At 63.8% G+C, this 15,251-nt stretch carries 6 protein-coding genes and 2 pseudogenes; 6 read left to right on the top strand and 2 right to left on the bottom strand.

Annotation, left to right across the window (positions count from 1 at the left end):
- Positions 1–764 (bottom strand): annotated as a pseudogene (locus G6N54_RS08585) (GAF and ANTAR domain-containing protein).
- A 236-nt stretch (positions 765–1,000) separates the two neighbouring features.
- Between G6N54_RS08585 and fdhD the strand changes: the two are divergent.
- The 4 genes from fdhD (at position 1,001) to dprA (ending at position 5,036) form a co-directional block, all read left to right on the top strand.
- A complete protein-coding gene (gene fdhD, locus G6N54_RS08580) occupies positions 1,001–1,822 on the top strand; it encodes a formate dehydrogenase accessory sulfurtransferase FdhD (RefSeq protein WP_163789675.1) in 822 nt (273 codons plus the stop codon).
- A 144-nt stretch (positions 1,823–1,966) separates the two neighbouring features.
- On the top strand, positions 1,967–2,362 hold the full coding sequence (locus G6N54_RS08575) for a YraN family protein (RefSeq protein WP_163789674.1): 396 nt from the start codon (positions 1,967–1,969) through the stop codon (positions 2,360–2,362).
- A complete protein-coding gene (locus G6N54_RS08570) occupies positions 2,362–3,873 on the top strand; it encodes a YifB family Mg chelatase-like AAA ATPase (RefSeq protein ID WP_163789673.1) in 1,512 nt (503 codons plus the stop codon). The genes G6N54_RS08575 and G6N54_RS08570 overlap by 1 nt, the downstream gene beginning before the upstream one ends.
- Positions 3,870–5,036 carry a DNA-processing protein DprA gene (gene dprA, locus G6N54_RS08565; RefSeq protein ID WP_163789672.1) on the top strand — a complete coding sequence of 389 codons (1,167 nt, stop codon included), beginning with the start codon at positions 3,870–3,872 and terminating at the stop codon, positions 5,034–5,036. Before G6N54_RS08570 ends, dprA begins: the two co-directional genes overlap by 4 nt.
- A 333-nt stretch (positions 5,037–5,369) precedes the next feature.
- Here dprA and G6N54_RS31025 read toward each other — a convergent pair whose 3' ends face one another.
- Positions 5,370–5,495, bottom strand: coding sequence for a hypothetical protein (locus G6N54_RS31025; RefSeq protein WP_264078372.1), 126 nt, complete (start codon positions 5,493–5,495; stop codon positions 5,370–5,372).
- 200 nt (positions 5,496–5,695) lie between these two features.
- On the opposite strand from G6N54_RS31025, the gene G6N54_RS08560 reads away from it, so the two are divergent.
- Complete coding sequence (locus G6N54_RS08560; protein WP_163789671.1) at positions 5,696–5,935, top strand: MbtH family protein; 240 nt, start codon at positions 5,696–5,698, stop codon at positions 5,933–5,935.
- Positions 5,936–6,131: 196 nt separating this feature from the next.
- Positions 6,132–15,197 (top strand): annotated as a pseudogene (locus G6N54_RS08555) (amino acid adenylation domain-containing protein).
- Positions 15,198–15,251 lie beyond the last annotated feature (54 nt).

Here is a 15,251-nt window from a genome sequence, read left to right as displayed (position 1 = left end):
TCATTTCCCGGACGGAAGTTCGGTCTCACCGTCGGGCGGCAGGCCGCCGCGACGCTCGATGACCTCGCGCGCGACGTCGGCCAGCTTGATGTTCATGGCCTGGGAGTGCCGGCGCAGCAGGTCGAACGCCTCGTCTTCGGTCAGGCCGTGCAGCAGCATCAGCATCCCGACGGCCTTGCCGATTTCGCGGTTGCTCAGCAGCCCCCGGCGCAGGCTGGCGGCATCCTCGCCCTTCGCTACCGCGTTGATGGCCACGCTGGCGAATGAGGCCAGCACCGCCGCCGTTCCCGCCGACTCCTCGTCGAAACTGTTGGGGGTGTCGCTGAACAGGTTAAGCGCGGCGCCCTTGCGCTTGTTGACCAGCAGCCGAAACCCCATGGCTCCGCGCACCGGAGTCTCCGCGAGCAGCCGGGCCGCCAGCTTGGGCCAATGCGACGGCGTCGTCAGGTCGGTGTCGATCTGGGGGTCTCCTCTTCGATGGCATCCAGGCAGGGGCCGTCGCCGGCGTCCAGCTCCATCTGATCGATCTTCTTGGCGAGCGCATCGCTGGCGCCGACGGTGACATAGCGATCGCCGTCGAGCACCAACAGGCTGGCGTGGTCACAGCCGCGCACGGTCAATGTCGCGGCGACGCAGATGGCCGCGTACATCTCCGTGACGTCCGAGCCCTGATAAATGATCTCGGCGAGGGCCGCGAAAACCGTCGCTGGATCGGCTTTCTCGCCGCCCGGCATCGACGCGTCGCCTTGTGGTTCATCTGCCATGTGGTGCCTCATTCCGGCTGTGTCGTACGGCGTGCCGCCGACGCAACCCTTAACCGCTGTGTTACCCATGCTCGTCCAACCGACGAGCCAAATCGACCCTAGAGCACTCGGGACCGACCGGTGCCCGAATGGCCGCACGTCAGACGGCGTGTTGGCCCGCCGGGCCGCGTGCCAATGTAGTTTGGCTTGGTGAGGTTTCAGGGTTCGTTTCAGCCTTCGGCCGAGGTGATATAGCCGTGGGGAACGTAACCGCGCGCCGCCGCGCGACGCACCTCAACGCGGGTCAGGCGGTCACCCGGCCCGAAACGCTGGCCGTGGAGGAGCCGCTGGAGATCCGGGTCAACGGCACGCCGGTCACCGTGACGATGCGGACCCCCGGCTCGGATATTGAACTCGCACAAGGCTTTCTGCTCACCGAGGGCGTGATCGTGCGCCGCGACGAGGTGCAGACCATCCGCTACTGCGGCGGCCGCGGCGAGGGCGACGCCAACACCTACAACGTGCTGGACGTGACGCTGGCCCCCGGGGTGAAACCACCCGGCCTCGACGTCACCCGCAACTTCTACACCACTTCCTCGTGCGGGGTCTGCGGCAAGGCGTCGCTGGACGCCGTCCGGGTGATCAGCCGCTTCTCGGCGGGCGACGATCCCGTCACCGTGACATCCGCCACACTCAAGGCGATGCCCGGCCAACTGCGCAGCGCCCAAAAGGTTTTCGACAGCACCGGCGGACTGCACGCAGCGGCGCTGTTCGACGCCGACGGCACGATGCTGGTGGTCCGCGAGGACATCGGTCGGCACAACGCCGTCGACAAGGTGGTCGGGTGGGCGGTCGAGCACGAGCGGATACCGCTGACGGGTGCGGTGCTGTTGGTTAGCGGCCGGGCGTCGTTCGAGATCACCCAGAAGGCGGTGTTGGCGGGGATTCCGGTGCTGGCCGCGGTGTCCGCACCGTCGTCACTGGCGGTGTCGCTGGCCGACGAGTCCGGGCTCACGCTGGTCGCGTTCCTGCGTGCCGACTCGATGAACGTGTACAGCCGCGCGGACCGGATCACCTAGTTTCGATTTCGAATAGCGCTGCAGTGCAGGGTGCTTCGTCGGTGGCTGTGGATAGAAATCCGCCTGTGAATAACCGACCCCTGCGGTGGCCGTCGGGTGCCCGTCGCGGCGGGTCATGTCGGGCCGGGTGGGCAGGTTGGTCGCATGACGACCGCAAGGGCCTCCGAGGCCGAAAAGAGGATGACCCGCATCGAGCTGGGAGCGCTGGGTGAGGCCCACGCCGTGGCATACCTGGCGCGGATGGGGCTGCGCATCGTGGACCGCAATTGGCGCTCCCGCTACGGCGAACTCGACGTGATCGCCGCCGACGACGTCACCCGCACGGTGGTGTTCGTCGAGGTCAAGACGCGTACCGGGGACGGGTATGGGGGCCTGGCGCAAGCCGTCACGCCCCGCAAGGTCCGGCGGCTGCGCCGGCTGGCGGGGCTCTGGCTGGCCGCTCAGGACGGGCGCTGGGCGGCGGTCCGCATCGATGTGATCGGCGTCCGTATCGGGCGCCGGCGCATGCCGGAGATCTCGCACCTGCAGGGGATCGGCTGATGGCGCTGGGTCGCGCGTTCTCAGTCGCGGTGCGCGGACTCGACGGTCACATCGTGGAGATCGAGGCCGATATCACCTCGGGGCTACCCGGTGTCCACCTCGTCGGACTGCCCGACGCCGCGTTGCAGGAGTCGCGCGATCGGGTGCGGGCGGCGGTGACCAACTGCGGAAACGACTGGCCGCAGGCCAGACTCACGCTCGCGCTGTCTCCGGCGACGCTGCCGAAAATGGGCTCGGTCTACGACATCGCGCTGGCAGCGGCCGTGCTCTCGGCACAGCGCAAGAATCCGTGGGAACGCCTGGAGAAGGCGGTGTTGCTGGGCGAGCTGTCGTTGGACGGCCGGGTGCGGCCGGTGCGCGGGGTGCTGCCCGCGGTGCTGGCCGCCAAACGTGAGGGCTGGCCCACCGTCGTCGTCCCGGTGGACAACCTGGCCGAGGCCAGCCTGATCGACGGGATCGACGTCTGGGGCGTGCGCACGCTAAGACAACTGCAGGGCTGGCTCGGTGGGTCGGTCCGGTTGGACGAGCGGATCAGCCCGGCTGCGACAGACCCGGAGCCGGCGGGTGATCTGGCCGACGTCGTGGGGCAGGCGCAGGCACGTTTCGCGGTCGAGGTCGCCGCCGCCGGGGCGCATCACCTGATGCTGACCGGGCCGCCGGGCATCGGCAAAACCATGCTCGCGCAGCGTCTTCCGGGATTGCTGCCCCGCCTGACCGACAGTGAGGCGCTGGAGGTCACTGCGATTCATTCGGTGGCCGGGTTGTTGTCCGGGGACACGCCGCTGATCACCCGGCCGCCGTTCGTGGCGCCCCACCACAGTTCCAGCGTTGCCGCACTCGTCGGCGGAGGCTCGGGAATGGCCCGCCCCGGCGCGGTCAGCCGGGCGCATCGCGGAGTGCTGTTCCTCGACGAATGCGCCGAGATCAGCCTCAGCGCGCTCGAGGCATTGCGAACACCGTTGGAAGACGGCTTGATTCGTCTGGCACGCCGCGACGGGGTGGCCTGCTACCCGGCCCGGTTCCAGTTGGTGCTGGCCGCCAACCTGTGCCCGTGCGCGCCGGCCGATCCGCAGGACTGCATGTGTCCGGCCGCAACCAAAAGGCGCTATCTGGGCAAGCTGTCGGGTCCGTTGCTGGATCGGGTGGACCTGCGGGTGCAGATGCATGCGGTGCGCACCGGCGCGTTCGCGGTCGCCGACGGCGAATCGTCCGCGCAGGTGCGCCAGCGGGTGGCCCAGGCCCGCGATACGGCGGCGCAGCGTTGGCGGCCACACGGTATCAGCACCAATGCCGAAGTCAGTGGAACGCTGTTGCGACGAAAGTTCCGGCCCGGCAGCAAGGCAATGGATCCGCTGCGCCTCGCGGTGGAACGCGGGCTGCTCAGCATCCGCGGACTCGATCGCACGTTGCGCGTCGCGTGGAGCCTGGCCGACCTGGCCGGCCGGAGCGTGCCCGGGCTCGACGAGGTGGCCGCCGCACTGAGCTTCCGGCAGCTGGAAGCGCAACGATGACCGCGGTGTTCGACGATCCCAGCTGGCCGGCGTGGGCGTACCTGTCGCGAGTGGCCGAGCCGCCGTGCCCGGAACTCGCCGCCCTGGTGCGCCGCGTCGGCCCGGTCGAGGCGGCCGACCGGGTCGGGCGCGGACTGGTCAGTGACGAGCTGGCGCGGAGCACCGCGGCTAGGCGGGAAATAGACTCCGCTGCAACCGATCTCGAGTTGCTCGCCCGGCGCGGCGGACGGTTGATCACCCCCGATTGCCCGGAGTGGCCGCTGGTCGCGTTCTCGGCATTCGGCGGTGCCGCGGCCAGGCCTCGCGGCGCGCCGCCGCTGGTGTTGTGGGCGCTGGGTCCCGCGCGCCTGGACGAGGTGACCCAACGCGCGGCCGCGGTGGTGGGCACCCGCGTCGCCACCGCTTACGGCGAGCAGGTGGCCGCCGATCTGGCGGCGGGCCTGGCCGAGCGCGACGTCGCTGTGGTCTCCGGCGGCGCCTACGGGATCGACGGGGTGGCCCATCGTGCGGCGCTGGCGAGCGACGGAATCACCGTGGCGGTGCTGGCCAGCGGGATCGATATCCCATATCCGGCAGGGCATTCCGCCCTGCTGCACCGCATCGGTCAGCACGGCCTGCTGATCAGCGAATACCCGCCCGGACTTACCCCGGCTCGGCACCGGTTTCTGACCCGCAATCGCCTGGTCGCCGCACTCGCGGGGGCCGCCGTGGTGGTGGAGGCGGGGCTGCGCAGCGGCGCCGCGAACACCGCGGCTTGGGCGCGGGCGTTGGGCCGGATGGTGGCCGCGGTGCCCGGACCGGTCACATCGTCCGCGTCGGTGGGTTGTCACGTGCTGTTGCGCAACGGGGCCGAGCTGGTCACTCGGGCCGACGACATCGTCGAACTCGTCGGCCGCATCGGTGAACTCGCCGTCGAAGAACCTCGGCCCGCGACGGCGTTGGACGGGCTGGGCGAGGCCGAACGTCAGGTGTACGAGGCGTTACCCGGTCGCGGCGCTGCAACGGTCGACGAGATCGCGGTCGGCTCCGGGCTGATGCCCGAGCAGGTGCTCGGACCGCTGGCGATTCTCGAGGTGGCCGGGTTGGCCGAGCGTGACGGTGGGTGCTGGCGAATCGTGCGCACCCGCGACCGAGCGGGGGAGGTGCGGATGCGAGCTACGTGACCCAGGGAAACACATCCACGGAAGACCGCGCGCCCTCGGCAGCGCGGGAGCGGTTCGGCTCCGGTGGGTCTTGTCTTCCGACAGATGCAAGCCCGTCGGAGTCAGCACTGTGGCCATCACACCGAACAGCGCTTCAAACCTTGGCAGCGGGAACGTGGCGGTCTCGCACCTCCGCACGGCAAAACAGCGCCGAGCGGCGCTCAATATCATTGAACGACAATGACATTAGGAAAAGCTGCGGTGGACCGTCGGTTGATCGAGTCCACTGGGTGTCGACGGGTCAAGACCAGCTCGGCGTCGAGCTGCGCGATGCGCTTAGAGGCGGCAGCAAGCTTATCGGCCTCCACCCTTGGGGGTGCCCTGGGTGACTCCGGCATCGATCAACGTGTGGAGCTCCCAGCGAAACAAGATGGCCTGAGCGATCTCGATCGGGGCCACCCGCGACGGCCACTGGCTCACCCGCGCGACGGATTCCGTAGTACCGACGAATCACCCAGCGCCCCAAGGCAGTACTACGTTTGGTCGTTTGTTCTTTGCGGATTATTTACACCGAAGACACTGTCGCGGGGATTGTGTGCCCTACGTAGATCACATATGATCTAGCGAATCGTATAGATTTGGGGATCTGTATACAAACTGACTGCAACCAGGGGGATCTGTTGAGCGTCAACCCGTTTGATGACGATAAGGGCAGCTTCCTCGTCCTAGCCAACGACGAAGACCAACACAGCTTGTGGCCGGTGTTTTCTTCTGTTCCAGCTGGCTGGCGAGTCGTCTACGGCGAGGCGGATCGTGCCGCGTGTCTGGACTACATCGAACAGAACTGGCCTGACATACGGCCGAGAAGTTTGCGTGAGAGATTGGCAAGTGCGCAGCCCGACGGAGGGCTTGCGCAGTAAAAGATTGCCTCAATGTGACGCTACAGCCGGTCAACTGAGCAGCCAAGGACACAAGTCCAGTTTGTCTTAGGGCGTGGTCCGCGTGGGGCTTTGCCAAGGTTGTTAGCGCGTGTCTCGTGTTGTGCGATAAGCCATCTCAATGAAAATCGACGTTGAGATTCTGGCGTGACGGGTTAGATTAGGGGGTCGCTTTCTCATGCTCAATTTCGGTGCGCAATCGGATGTATTGGGACCTTTAACTGCTGCGCAGTGGTCGATGTGGGCTGCCCAACAACTCCAGCCCGAAGTCGCCTATAACTTCGCCGGCTATTTGATGATCGATCACTTTGTCGACCTCGAGAGGCTTTCGGTTGCCTACCGAGCTGCGGCGACGCGGTTCGGCACGCCTTGTGCGCGGTTGGCCTTGCGGGACGGTGAACCGATCTTTGTGGTGGACCGTTCATTTCCGGAAACCGTACGGTGTATTGATCTGCGTGCTGAGTGTGATCCCGTAGCGGCTGCTCATCAATGGATGAACAATGACTGCCGCCAACCCCTTGATCTGCTCCGTGACCGACTCACCGAGTTCGCGCTGTTGCGGATCAGCGATGGGATGTCGTTTTTCTACCTACGTACGCACCATACTCTCTCTGACGGGTACGGCGCCAGTAACTTTGTCCGGCATCTGGCAGCTGTTTACTCGGGATCGGTCGAGGACGCCGCTGTCGATGTCACCGCTGACGTCGACTTTTCCGATTTTGCTTTCCTCCGGGACGCCGACCGGAAGTATCAGGAATCTTCGCGTAGTGCCATCGACGCGGAGTACTGGAAGTCCGTGGTGCGCGAGCCCATGGACGTCACTGACCTAGCAGGGGTAAATAGGTTGGTGGCACCACGTTATCCGATGGTGCGCGAATTGGTGTGTAAGCATCGACTGCTGAACACCCAGGGTAATCAGCTCTACGCTGCGAGGGTAGTTGCCACGCTTGCCGCGTTCATTTCGAAAACAACAGGGCGCCAGAATATTTGGATGTCGTTGCCGGTTTCTGCTCGTACAACTGCGGCGCTGAAAAAATCTGCGGGCATGGTCTCTAATATGGTCCCGCTGCTCATCCGCGTCGATGAAAGCGACACCATCGGTGCATTGACTGATCAGGTCGCTACAACGCTGATTGGTGCGTTGCGGCATCAACAGTTCCGTCGTTGGCCGAACCTGGTTGCCGATGCTACTCGTCTTGGCATGAACGTGGAGTTCGGTCCGATTATCAACATCCTGGACTTCAATGCTCCGCTTCGTTTCGGTTCTTCGGAAGCGGCGAGTCATGTATTGACCATCTTCCCGATACAAGACATTTCGGTCAACGTCTATCCCCGCCTGAGTGACGGCGTGCCGCGAATTGACTTCTGGTGGAATCCAGATCGCTACACCGACGATGAGATCGCCATGCACGTGGCCCGTTTGGAGCTAGCTTTTGACGGCCTTGTGACCGCTGAGCCGGGTGTCCGGTTGTCGTCGATCGAGGTGCTCGAGGCTGGTGAGCGGGCGCGGTTGGATCGGTGGAGTAACCGCGACGTGCTCGAGGTGGTGGGTCCCGTACCGGTGTCGGTGCCGGCGTTGTTCGCCCAGCAGGTCGCCCGGGTCGGTGATGCGGTGGCGGTCAGTTTCGCTGGTGCGTCGTTGACGTATCGGCAACTGGATGAGGCTTCAAACCGGGTGGCGCAGTGGTTGGTTGGCCGTGGTGTGGGGGCTGGGCAGTGTGTGGCGTTGGTGATGCCGCGTGGTGCTCGGGCGATCACGGCGATTGTGGGGGTGCTCAAGTCGGGGGCGGCCTATGTCCCGATCGATCCCAGTGTGCCTGATACCCGCATCGAGTTCGTGCTCACCGATGCCGCGCCGGTCGCGGTGATCACCACAGCGGTCCTTGCTGAGCGCCTCGAGGGTCTGGCTGGCCGTGATCTGTGGGTCATTGATGTTGATGACCCGGCGATCGCGGCTCAGCCGGCGACCGCGGTGACCGCGGGTCCGGCTCCTGACGATATTGCGTATGTCATTTACACCTCGGGCACCACCGGTGTGCCTAAAGGTGTTGGGATTGCGCATCACAACGTCACCGACCTGATCGACTCGCTGGATTCCAGACTGCCTCGTGAGGGTGTGTGGACGCAGTTCCACTCCAATAGCTTCGACTTTTCGGTGTGGGAGATCTGGGGTGCTCTGCTGCGTGGGGGCCGGCTGGTGGTGGTGCCTGATGAGGTGGTGTCCTCGCCGCAGGATTTCCATGCGTTGTTGGTGGCCGAGCAGGTCACGGTGTTGAGTCAGACCCCGTCGGCGTTTTATGCGTTGCAAAGTGTTGATGTGTCGCAGCGTGAGTTGGCGAGTCAACTCACGCTTGAGGCTGTGGTGTTCGCTGGTGAGGCGTTGGAGCCGGCGCGGCTGGGGGCGTGGTTGGACAACCATGCGGGTTTGCCGCGGTTGATCAACATGTATGGGACCACCGAGACGACGGTGCATGCGTCGTTTCGTGAGGTCACGCTCGGCGATGTCGACAGCAGTGCTTCCCGATTGGTGTGCCGTTGAGCCATCTTGGTTTTTTGGTGCTGGATGGGTGGTTGCGTCCGGTGCCGGTGGGTGTGGCCGGTGAGTTGTATGTGGCTGGTCGTGGTGTGGGTGTGGGGTATGTGGGTCGGTCGGGGTTGACTGGTTCGCGGTTTGTGGCGTGCCCGTTTGGGGTGTGGGTGCGCGGATGTATCGGACTGGGGATGTGGTGTCCTGGGGTCCGGATGGTCAGTTGCGGTATGTGGGGCGTGTTGATGAGCAGGTCAAGATTCGTGGGTATCGCATTGAGTTGGGTGAAGTACGCGCAGCACTTGCTGGTTTAGAGGGTGTGGATCAGGCGGTCGTGATCGCGCGTGAGGACACGCCGGGGTCAAGCGGCTGGTCGGTTATGTCACCGAATCCGTGGCCGGGATGGTGGATTCGGTGGTGGTGCGCGAGGAGCTGGGGCGGCGGTTGCCGTCGTATATGGTGCCCGCGGCTGTGGTCGTTATGGATGTGTTGCCGTTGACGGTCAACGGCAAGTTGGATGTGCGGGCGTTGCCGGCTCCTGAATATGGGGATGCGCAACGGTATCGGGCACCGCAAAGCGCCGCTGAGGAGATCCTGGCCGGGATTTTCGCCCAAGTGTTGGGTGTGGAGCGGGTCGGGGTTGATGACTCCTTCTTCGATCTGGGTGGGGATTCCATCTTGTCGATGCAGGTGGTGGGGCATGCTCGTGCGGCGGGGTTGGTGTGTCGGCCGCGGGACATTTTTGTGGAGCAGTCGGTGGCGCGGTTGGCTCGGGTGGTGGGGTTGCCGGTGAGGTGGCTGTTGATGAGGGTGTGGGGTCGGTGGTGGCGACTCCGATCATTCGTTGGTTGCAGGGTGTGGATGGCCCGGTAGGGCAGTTCAACCAGACGGTGGTGGTGTCGGCTCCAGCCGGGGTGGGCCTGGCTGATGTGGTGGTGGTGGTGCAGGCGCTGCTGGATCGGCATGCGATGTTGCGGTTGCGTGTGGATGACGATGGTGTGGGTGGTTGGTCGTTGTGGGTGCCGCCGGCGGGGTCGGTGGATGCCGCGGGGTGTGTGGCGTCGGTGGATGTGCTCAGTGATGAGGCGTTGGTAGGGGCGCGGTCGCGGTTGGATCCGGCTGCCGGGGTGATGCTCAGCGCGTTGTGGGTGGCCTCGACGGCTCAGTTGGTGCTGATTGTGCATCATTTGGCTGTTGATGGGGTGTCGTGGCGGATCTTGTTGGAAGACATCAATATTGGGTGGGCTCAGCATCGGGCTGGTGCGCCGATTGCGTTGTTGGCGTCGGGGTCGTCGTTTCAGCGGTGGTCCTCGGTGTTGGCCGAGTATGCGTTAGCGCCTGAGGTTGTTGCGCAGCTGCCGGTGTGGGAGCAGGTGTTGGACACCCGGCGGTGTTGGCGGCGGTGACGCCGGGTGTGGATACGTTTGCTACGGCGGGGCGGTTGTCGGCGTCGTTGGATGTTGAGACGACTCGGATGTTGTTGGGTGAGGTGCCGGCGGCGTTTCATGCGGGGATCAACGACATGTTGTTGATTGCGTACGGGTTGGCGTGGGCGCAGTTCCTTGGTGCTGGTGATGGTGTGCCGGTGGGTATTGATGTTGAGGGTCACGGCCGTCACGAAGAGCTTGCTGGTGATGTTGATTTGTCGCGCACGGTGGGGTGGTTCACGACGAAGTATCCGGTGTCGTTGAGGCTGGGTGGGTTGTCGTGGGCGCAGGTGGTGGCCGGGGATCCCGCGTTGGGTGCGGTGATCAAAGACGTCAAAGAACAATTACGGGCGTTGCCTGATGGTGTGACGTATGGGTTGTTGCGGTATCTGAACCCTGAGGTGGAATTGTCGGGGCCTGAACCCACCATCGGGTTCAACTATTTGGGGCGTGTGGGTGCGGGCCCGGGCGAGTTGTCCGATGAGTTATGGCTTTTCAGTGAGCAGGGTGTGTCCTCGGTGGGTGTTACTGGGGCGATACCGATGCCGTTGGCGCACTCGGTGGAACTCAATGCGGTCACTATCGATGGTGCTGCTGGCCCGTCGCTGAGTGCGAACTGGATGTGGGCGCCTTCGGTGGTCGATGAGGCGGCGGTTGGTCGGCTTAGTGAGTTGTGGTTTGAGGCGTTGGCCGGGATGTGTGCGTGTGTTCGTGGTGGCGGGGGTGGGTTGACCCCGTCTGATATTGCGCCGGTGGTGTTGAGTCAGCAGCAGATTGATGAGTTGGTGTCAGTGGGTGTGGTGGCTGATGTGTTGCCGTTGACTCCGTTGCAGCAGGGGCTGCTTTTTCACGCCAATATCGCCCAGGCGGATCACAGCGCGGTGGGGGATCACGGTGATGTGTATGCGGTGCAGCTCGATATTGCGTTACGGGGGGCTCTTGATGTGGGTCGGTTGCGTGATGCGGTGGCTGTGGTGGTGGGTCGTCACCCGCATTTGGTGGCGCGGTTTAGCCAGCAGTTCGATCAGCCGGTGCAGGTGATTTCGGCCGATCCTGTGGTGGGGTGGCGGTATGTAGACCTCACGGCTTGCGCTGCTGATGCTGGTGATGTTGAGGTGCAGATTGAGCAGGTGTGTGCGGCTGAGCGTGGCGCGGTGTGTGATCTGGAGCATCAGCCGGCTTCTCGGGTGGCGTTGATCTGCACGGCACCAGATCAGTACCGGTTTGTGTTGACTAATCATCACATCGTGTTGGATGGCTGGTCGTTGCCGATCTTGTTGCAGGAGATCTTTGCTAGTTATTACGGGCAGCGGTTGGCGGTGGCGACGCCGTATCGCCGGTTTGTGACGTGGGTGGCTGAGCAAGACCTCGATCGTGCTCGGGCTGCGTGGGGTGAAGTGTTGGCCGGGTTGCAGACTCCGACGTTGGTGGGTCCGTCTGAGCCGATGGTGTTGGGGCAACGCGGAATTGAATCGTGTGAACTCACCGCTGAGCTTACTGAGGCGATCGGTGTGTTGGCGCGTCGTTGTCACACCACGGTCAACACGGTGCTTCAGGCCGGTTGGGCGCAGTTGTTGGTGTCGTTGACCGGTCACCAGGATGTGGTGTTCGGTATTGCGGTCTCCGGGCGTGAGGCCGAGTTGGTGGGTGTGGAATCGATGGTCGGGTTGTTGATCAACACCGTGCCGGTACGCGCCACGATCACCGCGGCGACGACGAGTATCGAGTTGTTGGAGCAGCTCACCGATGAGCACGTGAAAGTATTGGATCATCAGTATCTTTCGCTGACCGAGATCCACCGGGTGGCCGGGCATGACCGGTTGTTCGACACGTTGTTTGCGTTTGAGAATTACCCGGTCGATACCGAGGCCCCGCTGGGTGCTGACGGGTTAGCGATCACCGGGTTTAGCAGCCGTGAATACAACCATTATCCCTTGTCGATTCAGGTTGCTCCCGGCCATGAATTGGCGCTTCGTCTCGAGTTCGACACTGATGTGTTCGACCCCGCCACGATCGAAACGTTGATCGAGCGGTTGCAGCGGGTGTTGGAGGCGATGACCGCTGAGCCGGGTGTCCGGTTGTCGTCGATCGAGGTGCTCGAGGCTGGTGAGCGGGCGCGGTTGGATCGGTGGAGTAACCGCGACGTGCTCGAGGTGGTGGGTCCCGTACCGGTGTCGGTGCCGGCGTTGTTCGCCCAGCAGGTCACCCGCGTCCCAGAGGCGGTGGCGGTCAGTTTCGCTGGTGCGTCGTTGACGTATCGGCAACTGGATGAGGCTTCAAACCGGGTGGCGCAGTGGTTGGTTGGCCGTGGTGTGGGGGCTGGGCAGTGTGTGGCGTTGGTGATGCCGCGTGGTGCTCGGGCGATCACGGCGATTGTGGGGGTGCTCAAGTCGGGGGCGGCCTATGTCCCGATCGATCCCAGTGTGCCTGATACCCGCATCGAGTTCGTGCTCACCGATGCCGCGCCGGTCGCGGTGATCACCACAGCGGTCCTTGCTGAGCGCCTCGAGGGTCTGGCTGGCCGTGATCTGTGGGTCATTGATGTTGATGACCCGGCGATCGCGGCTCAGCCGGCGACCGCGGTGACCGCGGGTCCGGCTCCTGACGATATTGCGTATGTCATTTACACCTCGGGCACCACCGGTGTGCCTAAAGGTGTTGGGATTGCGCATCACAACGTCACCGACCTGATCGACTCGCTGGATTCCAGACTGCCACGTGAAGGTGTGTGGACGCAGTTCCACTCCAATAGCTTCGACTTTTCGGTGTGGGAGATCTGGGGTGCTCTGCTGCGTGGGGGCCGGCTGGTGGTGGTGCCTGATGAGGTGGTGTCCTCGCCGCAGGATTTCCATGCGTTGTTGGTGGCCGAGCAGGTCACGGTGTTGAGTCAGACCCCGTCGGCGTTTTATGCGTTGCAAAGTGTTGATGTGTCGCAGCGTGAGTTGGCGAGTCAACTCACGCTTGAGGCTGTGGTGTTCGCTGGTGAGGCGTTGGAGCCGGCGCGGCTGGGGGCGTGGTTGGACAACCATGCGGGTTTGCCGCGGTTGATCAACATGTATGGGACCACCGAGACGACGGTGCATGCGTCGTTTCGTGAGGTCACGCTCGGCGATGTCGACAGCAGTGCTTCCCCGATTGGTGTGCCGTTGAGCCATCTTGGTTTTTTGGTGCTGGATGGGTGGTTGCGTCCGGTGCCGGTGGGTGTGGCCGGTGAGTTGTATGTGGCTGGTCGTGGTGTGGGTGTGGGGTATGTGGGTCGGTCGGGGTTGACTGGTTCGCGGTTTGTGGCGTGCCCGTTTGGGGGTGTGGGTGCGCGGATGTATCGGACTGGGGATGTGGTGTCCTGGGGTCCGGATGGTCAGTTGCGGTATGTGGGGCGTGTTGATGAGCAGGTCAAGATTCGTGGGTATCGCATTGAGTTGGGTGAAGTACGCGCAGCACTTGCTGGTTTAGAGGTGTGGATCAGGCGGTCGTGATCGCGCGTGAGGACACGCCGGGGGTCAAGCGGCTGGTCGGTTATGTCACCGAATCCGTGGCCGGGATGGTGGATTCGGTGGTGGTGCGCGAGGAGCTGGGGCGGCGGTTGCCGTCGTATATGGTGCCCGCGGCTGTGGTCGTTATGGATGTGTTGCCGTTGACGGTCAACGGCAAGTTGGATGTGCGGGCGTTGCCGGCTCCTGAATATGGGGATGCGCAACGGTATCGGGCACCGCAAAGCGCCGCTGAGGAGATCCTGGCCGGGATTTTCGCCCAAGTGTTGGGTGTGGAGCGGGTCGGGGTTGATGACTCCTTCTTCGATCTGGGTGGGGATTCGTTGTCGGTGATGCGGGTGCTCGCCGCAGTCAACAACGCCTTCGGCACCAACCTGGCTGTACGCACGGTCTTCGACGCGCCGTCCGTGAGCGGCTTGAACGAGCAGGTGCAGAACTACACCAGCGCGCAGGAGGCAGTGTCGGAGCTCTATGCGGCCGTACACGGCCGCGGCGCCACCGAGGTGCATGCCGGCGATCTGACCCTGGACAAATTCATCGATGCCGAGACATTGGCCGGCGCCACCACGGTGCCGGGTCCGGTCACAGAGGCGCGGACTGTTCTGCTCACCGGAGCTACGGGATTCCTCGGACGCTACTTGGCACTGGAATGGCTCGAACGGATGGAGCGGGCCGGCGGCAAGCTGGTCTGCCTGGTGCGGGCGAAGTCCGATGAGGATGCTCGCCAACGTTTGGAGAAGACTTTCGACAGCGGTGACGCGCAGTTGCTGCGTCATTTCCAGGAACTGGCCGCCGATCATCTGGAGGTCCTTGCCGGCGATAAGGGCCAAGCCAACATGGGCGTGGACCAGCAAACCTGGCAGCGGCTGGCCGAGACTGTCGATCTGATTGTCGATTCAGCAGCCCATGTCAACGGCTTTCTGCCCTACAGCGAAGTGTTTGCGTCTAACGTCGTGGGCACTGCCGAGCTGATCCGACTCGCACTCACCACCAGGCTCAAGCCGTTCACGTACGTGTCGACCGCCGATGTGGGCCGCCAGATCGAGCCGGCCTCGTTTACCGAGGATGCGGACATCCGCAGTATCAGCCCGACCCGGGTCGTCGACAACAGCCCGACCAATGGCTATGGCAACAGCAAATGGGCTGGTGAGGTGCTACTACGGGAAGCTAACGACCTATGCGGGCTCCCGGTCGCGGTATTTCGTTCCGGGATGATCCTTGCCGACACCACGTATACGGGCCAGCTCCACATGTCGGACATGGTCACCCGGACGGTGCTCAGCGTGGTGGCCACCGGGGTGGCACCGACCTCGTTCTTCCAACTCGACGACGCGGGCAATCGGCAGCCCACGCACTTCAACGGACTACCCGTCGAGTTCGTTGCCGAGGCGATCACAACGCTGGGCGCCCAAGTAACCGACGGGTTCGAGACCTATCACGTCATGAACCCTCACGACGACGACGGCATCGGACCCGATCAGTACGTCGACTGGGTGATTGAAGCCGGCTACCCGATCGAGCGTGTCGATGACTTCGGGGAGTGGTTTCAGCGGTTGGAGACTGGCCTGCGTGCTTTAACGGAACCACAGCGTCAGAACTCACTGTTGGAGATGGTGTTGCAGCGTGATTCCAATGAGCTCAAAGCCCCACCGCCGCCCCGTGAACGCACACCATCGACCGACCGATTCCGTGCAGCGGTGCAACAAGCCCAAATCGGCCCCACCAACGACATCCCCCACGTCACGGCGCCGATCATCATCCAATACATCACCAACCTGCAACAGCTCGGACTGCTCTGATGTCTCGGATCGTTAGGGGCTATCCGGTCAACTCTGGATTCAGAGCAAGGCGTC

The sequence above is a fragment of the Mycobacterium stomatepiae genome (assembly GCF_010731715.1).
Taxonomy (GTDB): Bacteria; Actinomycetota; Actinomycetes; order Mycobacteriales; family Mycobacteriaceae; genus Mycobacterium; species Mycobacterium stomatepiae.
This window is presented reverse-complemented; position numbering and strand designations above follow the sequence as displayed.

What these genes read in the sequence shown, in the direction of transcription:
- G6N54_RS08575 (WP_163789674.1), top strand. Translation starts at nt 1,967, where the DNA reads ATGACGACCGCAAGGGCCTCCGAGGCCGAAAAGAGGATGACCCGCATC.
- G6N54_RS08570 (WP_163789673.1), top strand. Translation starts at nt 2,362, where the DNA reads ATGGCGCTGGGTCGCGCGTTCTCAGTCGCGGTGCGCGGACTCGACGGT.
- dprA (WP_163789672.1), top strand. Translation starts at nt 3,870, where the DNA reads ATGACCGCGGTGTTCGACGATCCCAGCTGGCCGGCGTGGGCGTACCTG.